Source organism: Thalassotalea coralli, assembly GCF_055786205.1.
Genome location: NZ_JBVVBK010000005.1, coordinates 241079 through 256204 on the forward strand (window position 1 = coordinate 241079; position 15126 = coordinate 256204).

At 40.8% G+C, this 15126-nt stretch carries 11 protein-coding genes; 5 read left to right on the forward strand and 6 right to left on the reverse strand.

Translation table 11 applies throughout. From position 1 onward, the window contains the following. Positions 1-25 precede the first annotated feature (25 nt). Complete coding sequence (locus tag ACOB80_RS14235) at positions 26-1363, reverse strand: histidine kinase sensor domain-containing protein (RefSeq protein WP_473166516.1); 1338 nt, start codon at positions 1361-1363, stop codon at positions 26-28. Then, a complete protein-coding gene (locus ACOB80_RS14240; RefSeq protein ID WP_473166517.1) occupies positions 1360-2055 on the reverse strand; it encodes a response regulator transcription factor in 696 nt (231 codons plus the stop codon). The genes ACOB80_RS14235 and ACOB80_RS14240 overlap by 4 nt, the downstream gene beginning before the upstream one ends. A 298-nt stretch (positions 2056-2353) precedes the next feature. Here ACOB80_RS14240 and ACOB80_RS14245 point away from each other — a divergent pair, with 298 nt between their 5' ends. Genes ACOB80_RS14245 through ACOB80_RS14255 form a run of 3 tightly spaced genes read left to right on the forward strand, consistent with a single transcriptional unit; the run spans position 2354 to position 4612 of the window. Next, on the forward strand, positions 2354-2689 hold the full coding sequence (locus ACOB80_RS14245) for a hypothetical protein (protein WP_473166518.1): 336 nt from the start codon (positions 2354-2356) through the stop codon (positions 2687-2689). Beyond that, positions 2679-2939 (forward strand): hypothetical protein, encoded by a 261-nt coding sequence (locus ACOB80_RS14250; RefSeq protein ID WP_473166519.1) that lies wholly within the window; start codon positions 2679-2681, stop codon positions 2937-2939. The genes ACOB80_RS14245 and ACOB80_RS14250 overlap by 11 nt, the downstream gene beginning before the upstream one ends. Continuing rightward, positions 2936-4612: a PepSY-associated TM helix domain-containing protein gene (locus ACOB80_RS14255; RefSeq protein WP_473166520.1), complete on the forward strand. Its 1677-nt coding sequence runs from the start codon at positions 2936-2938 to the stop codon at positions 4610-4612. The genes ACOB80_RS14250 and ACOB80_RS14255 overlap by 4 nt, the downstream gene beginning before the upstream one ends. Before the next feature lie 77 nt (positions 4613-4689). Here ACOB80_RS14255 and ACOB80_RS14260 read toward each other — a convergent pair whose 3' ends face one another. Beyond that, the gene (locus ACOB80_RS14260) at positions 4690-6264 is read right to left on the reverse strand and encodes an arylsulfatase (RefSeq protein ID WP_473166521.1); all 1575 of its coding nucleotides are present in this window, start codon (positions 6262-6264) and stop codon (positions 4690-4692) included. Positions 6265-6405: 141 nt separating this feature from the next. On the opposite strand from ACOB80_RS14260, the gene ACOB80_RS14265 reads away from it, so the two are divergent. Together ACOB80_RS14265 and ACOB80_RS14270 are read left to right on the forward strand one after the other, a co-directional pair. Then, positions 6406-7356 (forward strand): LysR family transcriptional regulator, encoded by a 951-nt coding sequence (locus tag ACOB80_RS14265; RefSeq protein ID WP_473166522.1) that lies wholly within the window; start codon positions 6406-6408, stop codon positions 7354-7356. A gap of 301 nt (positions 7357-7657) precedes the next feature. Next, positions 7658-8311, forward strand: a complete 654-nt coding sequence (locus ACOB80_RS14270; protein ID WP_473166523.1) for a LuxR C-terminal-related transcriptional regulator — start codon at positions 7658-7660, stop codon at positions 8309-8311. On the opposite strand, the gene ACOB80_RS14275 is transcribed toward ACOB80_RS14270, so the two are convergent. From ACOB80_RS14275 to ACOB80_RS14285, 3 genes are read right to left on the reverse strand one after another with little or no spacing between them, the layout of a single operon-like run. Further along, positions 8312-9256 carry a hypothetical protein gene (locus ACOB80_RS14275; RefSeq protein WP_473166524.1) on the reverse strand — a complete coding sequence of 315 codons (945 nt, stop codon included), beginning with the start codon at positions 9254-9256 and terminating at the stop codon, positions 8312-8314. It abuts the gene before it with no gap. Between the two features lie 9 nt (positions 9257-9265). Next, positions 9266-12793, reverse strand: a complete 3528-nt coding sequence (locus ACOB80_RS14280; protein ID WP_473166525.1) for a DUF6519 domain-containing protein — start codon at positions 12791-12793, stop codon at positions 9266-9268. A gap of 11 nt (positions 12794-12804) precedes the next feature. Further along, positions 12805-15126 (reverse strand): hypothetical protein, encoded by a 2322-nt coding sequence (locus ACOB80_RS14285; protein WP_473166526.1) that lies wholly within the window; start codon positions 15124-15126, stop codon positions 12805-12807.

Genomic DNA, 15126 nt, shown 5'->3' on the forward strand with positions numbered 1-15126 from the left:
TGTTACACAAGTAATAAAACTGCAGTTAACACTTAGGTAAAACGATGTGCATTTCCAAGCCGCCTTCATCGCGGTTATTGGCGGAAATTTGACCTCGAATCGCAGAAAGTTGCCTTTTGGCTAAAGCCAAACCTAAACCAAAGCTATTACCTTTTCGCTCACGTGATTTATCAACACGAAAAAAAGGTTCAAAGATAGCTTGCAGAAAAGGCTCTGGAACACCTGGCCCTTGGTCTTTTATTTTAACGTGATATTGCCTATCGCTTTCAGTCAACGATACTTCAACACATTTACCTTGCGGGGTGTAACGAAGCGCATTTCTTAACACATTCTCTATCGCCTGCCCTGCTGCTCTGTGACTCGAATTAACAATAAGTGCTGAGCGTGGAAAATTACTCTCTATACATACATTTGGAAACTCAAAAGAAGCATCTTCTACGATAACATCGAGCAAATCAGTGAGCTCTAAAGACTCTTGTTGTAATTCTGGCCGTTCATTTTCCAACCAAGCTAAAGTCAGGGAATCTTCTACCAATTTTCGAATATGCTTAGATTCTCTGCTTATTCTTTCGATGTTCTCTCCTTGGCAGTGCCTTTCAACTTCGGCAAGGGCGATATCCAAACGCGTTAATGGTGTTCGCAGTTCATGAGAAAGATCCGCAATGAGTTGTCTTTGACTCACTAACTGCTCACCTATTCTATCGGCCATGTGGTCAAACGTTGACGCTAATTCAGAAAATTCATCATGCCTATTTCCCATTAATTCTGTCGCACGTACATTGAGATTACCCGCGCTAAACTGCTTCGTAGCGCTCTGTATTTGATGAAGCGGTTGCATAATATGGCGATAGAGAAATAATGCTAATAGGCCAAGTAATATGATTGGAATAATGATTTGCAAAGCTACATCGGTATAACTCCAATATGCCCCCGGTCGCATTCTTTGCGGCAACCGAATCAACAAACTGGTTTGCGCTTTAGAAAAGGGTAATTCCATGACAGGATTAGCCTTAAAGTACAGGTGAATCTTCCAATCAACACTGCGCCCCATGTTGTAGCCCACGTTGTATTGTTCGGTAAGCTTACCTCCAGATATTTGTTCTATATTAAAACTTGCTACCGTTGCCCAAGTATTTTCTTGCTTTTGTAAGTTCGACAACCAACTTTCTAATGCAACTTTGTCGCCTAACAAATACAGCTTTTCTGCTTCTTTACCCCAAGCTTTTAATTGAATTCGATGTTCTTCGGCAATATGACTCATCCCTTCTTCTGTTTGAGTCGTAACCTGATCAATTAAGTAAAATAAAGCAACAATACCTGCAGCAATAAAGATGCATAGATACCAAAAAATACGACGATTCATATCAGGCAATACCCTTTACCGTGGCTAGTGACAAGGCGATCGCCAGGTCCTTGAGCTTCGTTTAATTTTTTACGCACTCGACTTAGGTGCATATCTAAACTGCGGTCATAAGCACCTAAGGTTCTATTAAGCACACGCTGATATAAGTACGCCTTACTTAGTACCTCTCCTTGGTGAAGCATCAGTTCCCATAAAAGTTTAAACTGAATTGGTGTTAAATCGATATGTTCTTTATCTACTTTGGCTAGCTTACCTTTGTATTCAATGGTGAGGTTGCCAAGTGATAATTGCTGAATCTCGTTATCATTGTTTTGGGGCAGACTGCGCCTTAAAATAGCATCTATACGAAACAGCAATTCAGTGGTATTGAAAGGCTTAGCCACATAATCGTCCGCACCTTCACTAAAGCCAACAATTTTTTCTTGCTCAGCACCTTTAGCCGTTACCATAACAACAGGTGTTTGACATGACTTTCTCAACATTTTCAACAGTGATATACCATCTCTTTTAGGTAACATAATATCGAGTAAAATAAGCTGATAAAGGCCGCTTGCGGCACGAATTAGCCCATCTTCGCCATCATAACTTTGATCAACTGTGTACCCTTTTGAAATAAGCAATTCAGATAATTGCTGATTAAGCGCTTCATCGTCTTCAACAATTAAAATATTCGTTTGTCTTTTATTAAACATGGGGTTTACTTTCTTCGTTATTCTTTTCACTCAAAGAAAAACTGTCGCTTTCCTTGTAACATCTGGTATTACAGAGCAAACATCACAACCAAATTAGCAAATAAACTGGCAATAATGCGTTTACTTTCAAGGCTAATCAACAACAGTTAAATAATTTGCAAATGTAACAATTGCAAATATTAATGAAAATCATTGGCATTTGGCAAGCACTATATTAGGCTAACGAGCTTATTAGTATCTAGCCCGATAAATTCTTTAAGTTTTAAATGGCTAAAGCTCCTTAAAATGGATAAATAACATGATGTTATTGATAAAGATTGCTGCCTTACAGTTAGTTTGGCTGGCCTCCCTCTCCGTTTATTTAACTGCCACTCAACAAGCATTTTTGAAAAAACCGCTAAATAAAAAGTTAACATGGATAGCTTTTTCGATTTTGTCTGTCACCTCTATTTTCGTCTTTAGCCAGGTATTTCACCCGCTAACCTCTGTGCTTTTTACTCTTTGCGCCTTGATGACATGTTGGATAGTCCTTGCCTTAGCAGCAAATCAATTTAAAAATTTCAAACATCTCCTCTTATCAGGCTTTTTAGCCTTTACTTTAGTGGGATTACTAGGAGGTACCTATGTGGGCTAAAACACTATCAGGGCTTTTTCTAGGTTTTATATTGAACGTTAGTTTAATGATGAATATTGCCTTTTTATTACCTGTTGAACGACAAATAGTCTTACTTATTGGTTATATCGGCGGCTTTTTTGTTTGGGCAGGAATAGCAACTTATTTTTATAGTGTAGAGAAATTAAAACCAGCAATATTAAAAAGCAGCTGTGTTCTATTGGTTTCTGCAATAATTAACGGTTTATTTGTTTCAAAGGTACTAGTATGAAACGTGAAACGATTAGAAATGCCACAAATGCTCATGGCTGGGTTGGTTTAATTATCTCTGTGCCTTTATTTATCGTTTTCTGGGCAGGCTCTATAACCCTGTTTCTTCCAGAAGTAAGCCGTTGGGCGACATTACCTCACATGCCTATGGCAAAAACAGATCAAATTCCTTCATTAAATCAAGTTATTGAAAATAGTATAGCCAAATACGACTATGACAAGGGAAGACAATTTTACTTGCGGACTCCTAGTGATTACTCGCCTTACCTAACATTATCTGTTCCTGTTTACGATAACCCTGAGAAATCACAACGAGCCAAAGAATATCAAAACGCCATTAAAGAGCGACTCGCCAATGGCGAAGCTCTTTCAGATATTCAACAAGATCTAAAAGCACCGAGTCGAAGCAGAACGTGGAAGTACTTACAAATTGACCCTAGTACCCACCAAGTTTTAGCAGAAGAAAGCCAATTTGAAATGGCACATTTTATTAATGAGCTTCATTACAATTTTCATCTTCCTCAAGGTGACTATATTGTCGGCTTTGTGACCTTCTTTTTCTTAGTCATTATTTTTACAGGTATCGTTATCCAATTGAAAAAAATGATAGCGAACTTTTTTCTGTATCGTCATGACAAGTCAAACCGCTACAAGATGCTCGATTTACACAATGTTGTCGGTGTTATTAGTCTACCTTTTGCCATTATGTACGCTGTTACAGGCCTGATGTTTAATTTAGGTGTGCTGTTTCAAGCGCCAGCAGTATATATGTTATACGACGGCGACAGACAAGCGATGACAATTGACGCCGGTTACGGCAGGTTAAGCCAGCAACCATCTTATCAATATGCTCAAATGCCAAACTTAAATGAGCTTGCTGCACAGGTCTCAACACAAGACAACGTGACCTTCACTGGCATGAACATTCAAAACTGGGGCGATGAAAACGCCGTTATTCGGATTATAGGCATTAAAAAAGGTACGTTTTCCGAACGATTGAGTCGCTTTTACTCAGTAGAGCAAGATGGTTTTCCTAGCGAGTACAACCCGCAAGAAACAAACATTTACGCAAAGGGTAACAGCGTGATGTTCCAAATGCACATGGTTGATTATGGCGAAATAGACTTACGGTTTATCTATTTCTTACTAGGCATCGGTGTGTGCGCCATGATAGTAGCAGGCAATGTGTTGTGGATAGTAAAACGCTTAAATAAGAGGGAGCACCCAAAAACGATAACGGTATTAACAGGCTTAACTTTAGGTGGCTGCATTGGTGTTATGGTTGCGACTTCATTTGCCTTTTTACTAGAGCGAACCTTACCTATAGAACTCACTGAACGAGGTCACTGGCTTGAGGCTGGTTTCTTTGTCACGTTATTCGCTTTTATTTTACTTGGGTTTATTACAAAGAGCATTAAACACTTTATCCATCGCGGTATGCTGATTACCGCATCGATACTCACATCTACCGTTATTTACGACCTATTTTTTATGCATAAACAACTGATTGAGCTTTGGCAAGTAGGGTTTAAAGAGCCTTCACTAGTAACCTTGTCCTTAGCGTTAGTTGCTGTACTTTTCTATTTATTAAGTAAAAGGTTCAACGTTAGAGATAAACAGCATAACCCTGAGATAAATTTAGCAGCACAGGTTTCGATACCAAACAAACAATAAATAGAAAAAGCCACTTCGATGTTGAAGTGGCTTAAAGCTTCTTAAAATGAGTGTTTACCGCTAATTCTTATTGATGATTATTTACCTTTCTTAACGATTTCCGTTTCTACTTTTTTCACGAAAGAGCGCATTTGTAATGTCGTGTAGTCTATGTCTGCAGCACTAAAGCTTTGACCGGCTTGCATTGGGTAACCTTCTAGTGACCCCAAGAACTCCTGCACTTTATTGCTCACAGGTACGAATGCCCACATGTTATCGATCATCCAACGTAAATACATACCTGATTCATTTGGTGCTTTCTCAAATGGGTCTGCCCGCAAGTTGATAAGCTGTGGCCATGCTGGTACTTCACGAACACCTGTTGCCATATCACCTTGTACTAAAGCAAAGCTTGCTTTCCAGTCATTCCAACGAATCGCATTTAGTTGACCCGTTTGGCTAAAGTACATTAGCGTATCACGAGGAGACTCTTCGACTTTACCTTCAAAGAAAGGTTTGAAGTTAAAGCCATCTAAATGTACACGCCAATCTTTGTTATTGATCTTGGTACCCTTTTTAAGATCTTGAACTAAAGAGTCATCACCCATAGCTGCTGCTAATGTTGGCATCCAGTCTAAGTGAGACATCATGGCATTTACCTTTGAACCTGGTTCAATAGTGCCCGGCCACCTTACTAACTGAGGTACTCGCATACCACCTTCGTATGTTGTACCTTTTTCACCGTGGAATGGTGTGTTACCGCCGTCAGGCCATGTAAAAGTTTCTGCGCCGTTATCTGTGGTGTAGATAACAATGGTATTGTCTGCAATCTCTAACTCATCTAACTTGTCTAACAAGATACCGATTTGCTCGTCATGCTCTAACATACCGTCGGCATAAATACTGATGCCTGATTTACCTTGCCACTTCTCTTGTAAGCGAGTGTGAACATGCATTCGGGTGCTGTTGTACCAGATAAAGAAAGGCTTATCTGCTTTATGGGCTTTATCAATAAACTTAAGCGTCGCACCTAAGAATTCTTCGTCAGCAGTTTCCATACGTTTACGAGATAAAGGGCCTGTATCTTCAATACGACCATCGGCATAGGCGTGAAGTACACCACGCGGACCGTATTTTTTCACAAACGCAGGATCTTTCGGGTAATAATAAGTTTCCGGTTCTTCTTCAGCATTTAAGTGATATAGGTTACCAAAGAATTCATCAAAACCGTGTTTTGTCGGTAAATGTTTGTCTTGGTCACCCAAGTGATTTTTACCGAATTGACCAGTCATATAACCATTTTCTTTAGCTACATCGCCAAGGGTTGGCGCCCAATCAGGAATACCATGAGATGAGCCAGGCATACCAATTGTCATTAACCCCGTTCGAAAAGGCTCTTGACCTAAAATGAAAGACGCACGACCTGCCGTACAACTTTGTTGCGCGTAGTGATCTGTAAAAAGCGCACCTTCATTTGCAATACGGTCAATATTGGGTGTTTGATAACCCATCATGCCGTGGTTGTATGCGCTAATGTTGTAAATACCAATATCATCACCCCAAATAGCCAAGATATTTGGTTTCTCAGGGTTGCTTGTTGCAAATGCTGAAACAGACAAAGTCACTAACCCTACAGTCATCGCAGCTTTACTTAATGTCGAACGAATAGACATAATCATTCTCCTGCCAAATGTTCAGTTCAAAATAACTGATACAAATAGTAATCGAACAATTAACGGCTTAGAAATTAATAAAAAGCAGAGTAGTATAAGCTAAACTTATAGTACAAAACTTTATTCAGGTGCAATAAACCAATGAGTCGCTACTTACGCAATATAGATTTAAACTTACTCGCCATTTTTTCAGCATTAATGCATGAAAAGAATTTAAGCCATGCTGCTGACAATTTAGGTATGTCGCAACCTGCGGTTTCCCAGGCGTTAAAACGATTAAGGGCAATTTATAACGATTCTCTGTTTGAGCGACGTCAAGGCAAAATGATGCCAACATTAAAAGCTGAATCTATTGCACCTGTTATTGAAGACATGCTCAATAATGTCTCTATGACGCTACCTGACGACGGTAAATTTGATCCGAGCAAAGCGCAAAATAATTTTCATATCAATATAGTTGGCGTTGAGAGTAGCTTTTTACTAACTAATTTAGCGAGCAAAGTCGCCAGCCTTGCACCTAAATCGAGTTTAACAATAAGTACTGATTTATTAGTAGAGCCGGCAAAAGCGTTGCGCCATAAAGAGTATGACCTTTATCTAGATTATGTGGCAATCGAATCAGATGACTGCTACCACGATACGCTATTTGAAGATTCAATGTTCATTCTAGCCCGTAAAGGCCATCCTAGGCTAAGCGAACAAACCCAGCTAACACTAGAGGATTTTTTAGCTGAAAAGCACGCGGTGCTTCGACCTAGAGCTAACAATATTTATCCGGTTCAATATGCATTAAAAGAATTAGCGTTAAATAGAGAGATTAAATACACCAGTAATAATTTCGAGAACATTGTCGAAATCATATCGGTGACTGACTACCTTGCTATTGTTCCAGGAATAATTTTAAGGTCTATTAAAAACATAGAGCAATATCAATGGTTTTCTCCACCCTTTGAATTATCCTCAAGTAAAGCATTTATGCATTGGCACTGGAGCATGGAACACGTGAAATCACATCGCTGGTTACGGAATCTTCTAAAAAATATTTGTGCTGAATATCAGGCGAGTAGCTTATATAGATCAGGCAATGACTAGTTAGCATATTACATTGCAGCAAGAGTTAGCCTTCGACAATCAAAGATAAGAGCAATAGCTTTTTTACTAAGTAAAATCATGAGCGAACAGGATCATGGTGACTTAATAAAGAACCGTATTGGTATTAAATCTTTGTCCAATTTATTGACAGAATGAAATTTCTTGCCTAAACATTCATCAGAGGATTCTAACCAAAGCGGACTTGGGTAAAGCACAAAGATTATAACTACTATCATTGCTGCATTCGTCGTTTCCCATCTTTTAAACTTTCCCCGTTTCAATCGAATAAAGTAGGTCAACTATGGAAAACATGATCAGTATTCAAATTTTGAGTGAAGTGAACATTTTTAGAAATGGAATTGTTTGCCAATTAGAACGATTTCCAAATTTTCATCCCTCAGCATTAACTGGCATAGAGCAGCTAACCTTTCCAAACTTTAATACCTTGTGCGTCATATTAATCGATATCAATCTGCCTAGATTAATTGAAACAATCACAAGAGTACGAGAAACAATTAGTGGTGCAAAAGTCATTATTTTAAATTTGTATGAAAACCACGGTCAACTCCTTAAATGTGCGCAGCTTGGAGTTGAAGCCATAATATCTCAATCAGCTAATATTGAAGATCTGGCAGATTGCATCAATAAAGTCGTCGCGGGTCAGTTTCATTATAGCTCTGAAGCAACGCAAGCGATGATCCATCAACTAAATGGAACGACAAGCCTAAGCCAGCAGTCAGCCTATATAAATCACTTAACTCAGCGTCAATCAAAGGTGCTGGAATTGTTAGAGTTAGGAAAATCTAATAAAGAAATAGCTAAAACTTTATGCATCGAAGTAACAACGGTAAAAAACCATGTACACACTATACTTAACAAACTGCAAGTACAAAGTCGGTGCCAAGCTGCCGCACTGTATCGTCGACAACAGAGCCGGGTTAACCCAGCGCTCTAACTACCTTTTGGAACGCGTCCCTGGAAAACAATAAGCACAAAAATCATAACCGAGTAATTTTGCGTCTTTAAGGTTTTTCATGCGAACGCAACGATCAATTCTAATTTCATCAATTTGGCACTGACTTTTCTCATTGTTTAAATCATGAACTTCTAACGTAGATGCATTACCCAGATACTGTGTAGCTCGCCTGTCCTTTTCTAAATCATCGACTAATGTTGCACTTTTATCAGTATTTAAAATGAGGTCTCGATAATTACACTTACCTACTGCAGGCATCATTAATGTTGAATCTACGGAAATAGCAGGATCACCTGGTAACTCAGCTCTTAAAAACACGGCTTGCTTGGTTCGATTAGTATGAACTCGAATGCCACTAGGTAATCGTTCTAAGTCATCTACTTCATCACCACTACTTTCAGCAGCACTTGAAGACTCCGTGCTTGACGCCGCACGAAGCATTAACTTTCGATATTTCTCAATTTCTAGTGAACTAAAATCATAAGAAAGCACAAATTGCCCCTGCTCATTTGTGGTAGCCGGTTCAACCTTTTTAAATGGCTTCTCATCTGCATAGAACAAGCTTACTTTGGCGCCGATAACCGGACAGCCTCGTCGATCATAAACATAGCCTTTTGCCATCCAAGATTTTTCATCACATGGCTCTTTGTCTGGATTAGCTCGGTTCGCTTCCATTCTTAAACCACTGATATAGTTCTCATTCGCTTGCAGCTTACTCTCCAAAACAGTAAACCTTTGGTGATCTTTATTATATTTTTGCCGCAAACGGTTCGCCTCTCGAGTTTGCATTTTAGCTTTACTTTTTCTTAGAGATTTCAATGCATTTATTTCGGAAAAGCGATTTTCATCACTGCTATCTAGACCTTTTTCAACAACATTGTTGGCATCGGTTATCGAAATTCGACGATTATTTCCATTACTCATATTTTTCTCCTAACCTAGCAAACCGAGCAGTGGCACGGGTTGCTCAGTTTGTTTTAGCGGTTTCGAGGTTAAGTTTGCTAAAAATCCATTATCTGAATTACAGGAATTTAAAAAATCAAACAGCACCTGATTGCCCAATTGCGACAAATTATTGCCCACCAAGTTATAGGCGCGAATACAATGGGTTCCTTGGTTTTGTGATGTGACATTACCAAATAAGCTAACGCTTAATGACGAAAACAAAGCTCCTGCAATACTTTCCTTAAAACGATTACCTATTTCGCGTACCGTCCAACCAAACACCAAAGAATGGGTGAGATAAATTTCATCTAAAATAAAGTCATACGAGATATCGCATTGATTATCTTGAAAGCTAACGTCATCTAGTGAAAATATGCCTATCGACATCACGCCTAACTTAAAGCCAGTTTTGTCTGCCAAATCCATCATGATTTGATTGTCATTACACAAGATATTGCCATTGCCTAAATAGCCAAACATTCGCTGAGAATCTAATCCTGGTTGACTCACCACAAAATAATCGTCATCGAGTTCTTGGCGTACAGGTAAGTCGTCAAAATCTTTTCCGTTATAAAGGATTTGCTGAAGATAAAGCTCATTAGAAATACCTAAATTGAAAATCGAGACACATGAAACGAAGAAAGACGGTGCGCCAAAATCAAAGACAAATCCTTGTGAGGTAAATTGATTCCCCTCTACAGAGACAGGTCCAAGTGCGGTAATTGATAACGATCTTCCCAATGGTTGACTAACAATATTATTGTGTATTTTCGCCGCTGGCACGCCATTTTGCCGCTCGTAGTATCGATCTAAACTCTCAATGACAACTTTTGGCGCAGTAGTAAATTGCAACCATATACCTGCCCTAGCCCCTTGTTTGGCGTTGTTTGCCGGCTCGCCGTTTTTCGCTCCGTTATTAACAATTCGGTTGTCTGAGATATCGACACCTTCACTGTGCAAAATATAAATCCCACACACAGGCTCTAAGTGACTATTACCATTGTTGACAACAGTGTTACGACGAATTTCAGCGTTATCTACATCAGCTAAACTGATGCCACCATAGCCCATGCTTTTCACCATTTCATCCGGTGTTGGAGCTAACGAACGAGATAAACAATGTTCGATACGATTATGCTGAATGACTAGCTCTTCGATACTGATAAATTCGTCGGTGCCTTCTAAGTTGAAAAAAGCAATAACACCTATACCGTTGAGACCCATATTACGTATCTGGTTGTGTTCAATAGTTAACTGATAAATTGTGCCCGTAGAACGATAATCAGGCCCCTCTTCGCCAATGAGATAGGGTGGTAAGTAAATCCCGCCAGGTGCACAAGGATCACAGGCATCCCCCATACTAACAATCCAACCGATAACGCCGTTGCTTTGGTTATCATCATTTTGATTAGCATCAAAAACACTGCCAAGGGTAATACCGTTTCCTATGCCACCCTGAATAACATTGCCAACAATAGTCACTCGCTCAGAAGTTCCTCCGATATGTAAACCACCGCGTGCAGCTCGAGCAAAAGTGCTCGCAGGTAACCTAAGCCCAGGCTCATCAGCGTCAACGGCCGATGGTTCAATAAGTAGTTCATTATCTTTGATGAGCACATCATCAGCGGTGATGAACATACCATGGTAATCCGTTGACGAGTCTTTCATCAGAACTCTGCATTTTACTACTTCCACTTCAAATGCTTCATCGATTTGCAAGGCGCTGAATCGGCTGGCAGTAATAAATAACTCACTGAAAAATAATGACGAACTGATACGAACGCCACGATTGTCTTTTTGATTGGAAGCACTATTAGGCACATAAATGCCCCTACTATCTTCATGGGCAAAAATGCTTAAGTGTTTAATACGAACGTTACTAACACCATCTATTAAAATACATGGCTGTGCACTCGCTGCGATGATCTGACTGCGCTCTCCACATCCTTCAATGGTGACGTTATGTTTAGCAACAATGATATTTTCACAGTACTTGCCTGCTAACAGACAAATTTTGCCGCCTTCTTCTGGTAAATGGTCAAGTGCATCTTGAATGGACGTAAAGTGACCATAACTATGCGTGCCATCTCCAACGGTAAAAGTACAACAGGTTCTTATTTTAGTTAAGGGGTTATAAGGCAACCGACAATCACTTATAAGCTCTGCTGACGTAACACCATTGTCAGTTTGCCAGCGAACTAAACCAAGTGGTGCTCGATAATGTTTAACGCCATAAGCGAGTGCTCCTTGCACCGTTCCTAACTCCCAAGGAACAACAACATCTGGAGAACCTGTTCTGGCGGCGATAGTCCAATGCAAATTGGCTCTAAGTGGTCCGCCACTAAATGCCACAGTTAAGCCAGTGTTGCCTAAAACCCCATTGGCGATAGGAATTTGAGCCGGCGATGATACATCGTCTCCTCTGTTCCAAACACGAACATAATAAAAGCGCTCAATGTCGCTACCATCGTAAAAGTCGTCGACATCTTCTCGTGTTAACCATTGGCTGCCGTAATCTTCATCTATTTCCTCTTCAATTAAGAAACTGCTAGCATCTTCAGCTTGGTATGAGCGAATAACCTTAGTTAGAACACCGGATAATTCCGCAACTTTTTCTCCGTTAGGTAGAACAGCTGACCAAGGCAATATCTCAACCACTTGTCCTTGTAGTGGCCACCGGGTTGCATCTTTAGGTTCATTGAGTAACTCAACTCTGATTCTCGCTCCTTCATGCATTGTTATTTTCGCCCGATACAACGGCGATGCATTGTCAAAGCCCCAAGTAAAATGAGATGCGCTAGTTAACTGCACTCTTATTGATTGATTTTCGTAATGAAGATAACCTCCCGCTCCGCTTGGCGAACATAAGTCGGATACCTCAGTAGGCTCACTATATGACACCTGTAAAGCTGCATTAGTGGCAAGCTCCATATCCTGTTGTTGTTCACCGAATAGACTCCACTGCGACAGCGCATTTTGCCAAGCTTGGCTGCATTGCTGGGCGCCAATATCTGAGACAATTGCCACCCGATGCATGGTTTTGATTCGTGCCGAAGTATCCGGTCCTCCAAGAGCAACTTCAAATAACTCGCTATCTTCAATCGCTGAAACAGGCTGTTGCCACGCGTCTAAATATACGAGATCAATACGACTCTCTCCTTCTTCAGGAACGTTTGGCCATTGGCTTTCAGCATCAAAATTAAGCCAATCGGTTTGTAAGTGAAATTCTTGATCGTGTTCAAGAGTTAAATAAAGGCCACCTAAATAACACTCCCCATGGCTAATTGAGAATGCCACTTTGCCATCTATTTCATCAAAATTTTTAAGTAAGAAGCCATCGTTGGGAGAGCCATAAGGCCCGATTGAATTTAAACGGGTACGGCGCATATCCTCTTCAATAATACGCGCATGTTCATTAACCGTTTGATCGTCTAGTATGCGACCTTGCTGCATACGAATACTGTTGTAATGCTTAGTAAAGTCCGTTGCATCACGTGATAAATCAACTGTAGACATGTTAGCTCCTCTTACATCTCAACGATGAAATTCGGCGTCCGACCGAAAGGCAAATACTCATTCACTTTTGTTAGCGTGCTTTGCAGTTTGATTGGGGTTAAGGCTTGGTTAAATGCACCTATTTCAGTATCATTTTCTCCGCCAGTAGCGAGACTTGGATTTAGTTCGCATAAAAGGTGGGCATATCGATAGTCACCAAACCTAGTTGACACAAATACGCCTGATGTTTTGTCTAATTCAACCGAATGATAAGGATTAGCGACATTAGAGCCTTGAGGCCTAGCACTAAACCTAAAGCAGCCATTTTGGTTGTCTGTTACAAAAACTAGACCACAAAACAACGAATTACTGGCAAACAGGCGCTCGGCATTTAACGCAATATCCGTTTCAGAAGGCACAATAAAAGTGCTACGTTCAACGTTAACCTCAGCACTTGGTAAATTGATAAGTGGCAGATCAAACTGCAAAGACTGAAAAATAGAGTCGCGAACCTGCAAATATTCTACGCTAGCATCTGCTCCTTCAAGTCGAATAGTTGAGCAAATGCTATTTTCTATCGAGAGAAACTCAACAAATCCTTGAATAACTAGCTCTACCGGCACTAATTCACTACCATCGGCAGCTTCCCCTCCAGGGTCAAAGCTACAATAACGAATGGTGACTCGTTCAAAATTACCTGACAAAATTATCCTGCGACTTGTTCTAGCTCCCAGCCATAAGCCGTCAATCACTAAAACAGCATCTTCTTGAGCTGCATTTAATCGCCAATGATTATTTAACACAAAATAAGGTCGCTCACCTTCTGCCGCGACAATTTGGGTATCGAGTACATTGAGCTGATTTTGCGGAGAAGCATAAGTGCGACTATCGGTAACAATTGCCGCCCCTTGAGCAGGGGTTCCTTGGGCAACAGAGCCATTTGACCAAACAGCATCTGCGTTTGGTTCTTCAACTTCTCTAGCAAATGCCCCGGCTCCAATAGGCGATAACATAGCAACAAGGTAGGAGGCTACCACAGAGCTAATAGCATTGGCTCCCCTGTCTAAGACTATCCTGCCGGTTTCCGGAGAAATGAAAAGTGCTACTTGGGCAAGCAGAGGCGGTTGCCAGTTCGACAAATTTGCAGCTTTAGTATAATGACGGCCAACTGGTGAAGGTTGATGAGAAAACCCGATTGCAATTGAAGGCAAGCCATAGGACGCATCTTGTGAATCCCTTTGCACATGCCAAGGTGCATGATGTTCACCATTTGGCAATAATGCCGCACTGCCACAATCTCTAATAATAGCTCGTGCTAGCAACTCCGATAAAATACCAGCATCAGTCAAAACTGCACTACTAGACATGCCAGAAAGCACTCTTAATAGGGCATTACGATGGTGAAAAACCTGTCCCTTCAGTAACTCTAAATCGTTGGCCGCCGCTTCTCTATCAGCCTGATTAGCAATTGGCGCATCTGTTAAAATCCATGCTATTTCTTCTGAGGTTACTTCAAATATTTGTTCAGCAAGTAAACAACATGAAATGGGTTGAGCTAGTTGCCATTCATTTGCAGATTGCCAGCCTTGCCACTGCTGCTCTCCAGTACGACAAAAAAGTACAATATCTCTGCCGCTTGGATCTAGGGTAAACCGTTCTCGACCATCTGCTAACGTGCCAAAGTGACGAGGTTGAACATCACGGTAGTCAACACATACAAGTCGATGGATATGGTAACTTATAGTATCGATTTGTCGACGGCTTGCACTTGTTGACGCGTTTATGTTTTTATAACCCTTAGTCACTGTTCGTGCTTCTGGGCTATAGCTAAATTCGTCAAATGCTGTACCGGTAAGATCTCCTCCACGAGAGCTTCTCAAATTTGCGGTGCCACCTTGCGGTGTTTGGGTAATTTTGCCTTTTTTAGACGCGCAGTCTAACGTGTGCCACGCTCGAGCAAGCCGTTTAAACTCTTCAACAAGTTTACTGTTCCAGCCACCGATATCGTAAACCAGCTGCTCTTGAACAAGCGGGGTTCCCTTTCGTCTTCGGTAATAAATGGTTTTTGCGGTATCTACTTTTCGTGCACGCAAGTCTAATGATGACACCAGCCTCGTTGCAACCAGCTGCGCTATATAAGGTACCGCCCAGTCGCTAGCTAACTCAACAAACGCATCATCCCATAGTCGATCTTGGCTCCTTTTGGAGATTGCCGCTTGTTCAGCAATTGCTTCGACAAAAGCACGTAAGCTATTACCACCAATAAGCTTATCTTGCTCACGATAGATAGCAGGAAGCCATTGCCATAACTTCTCTGCAAAATACGCTTGATAATCGTCTTGGGCATTAACCAT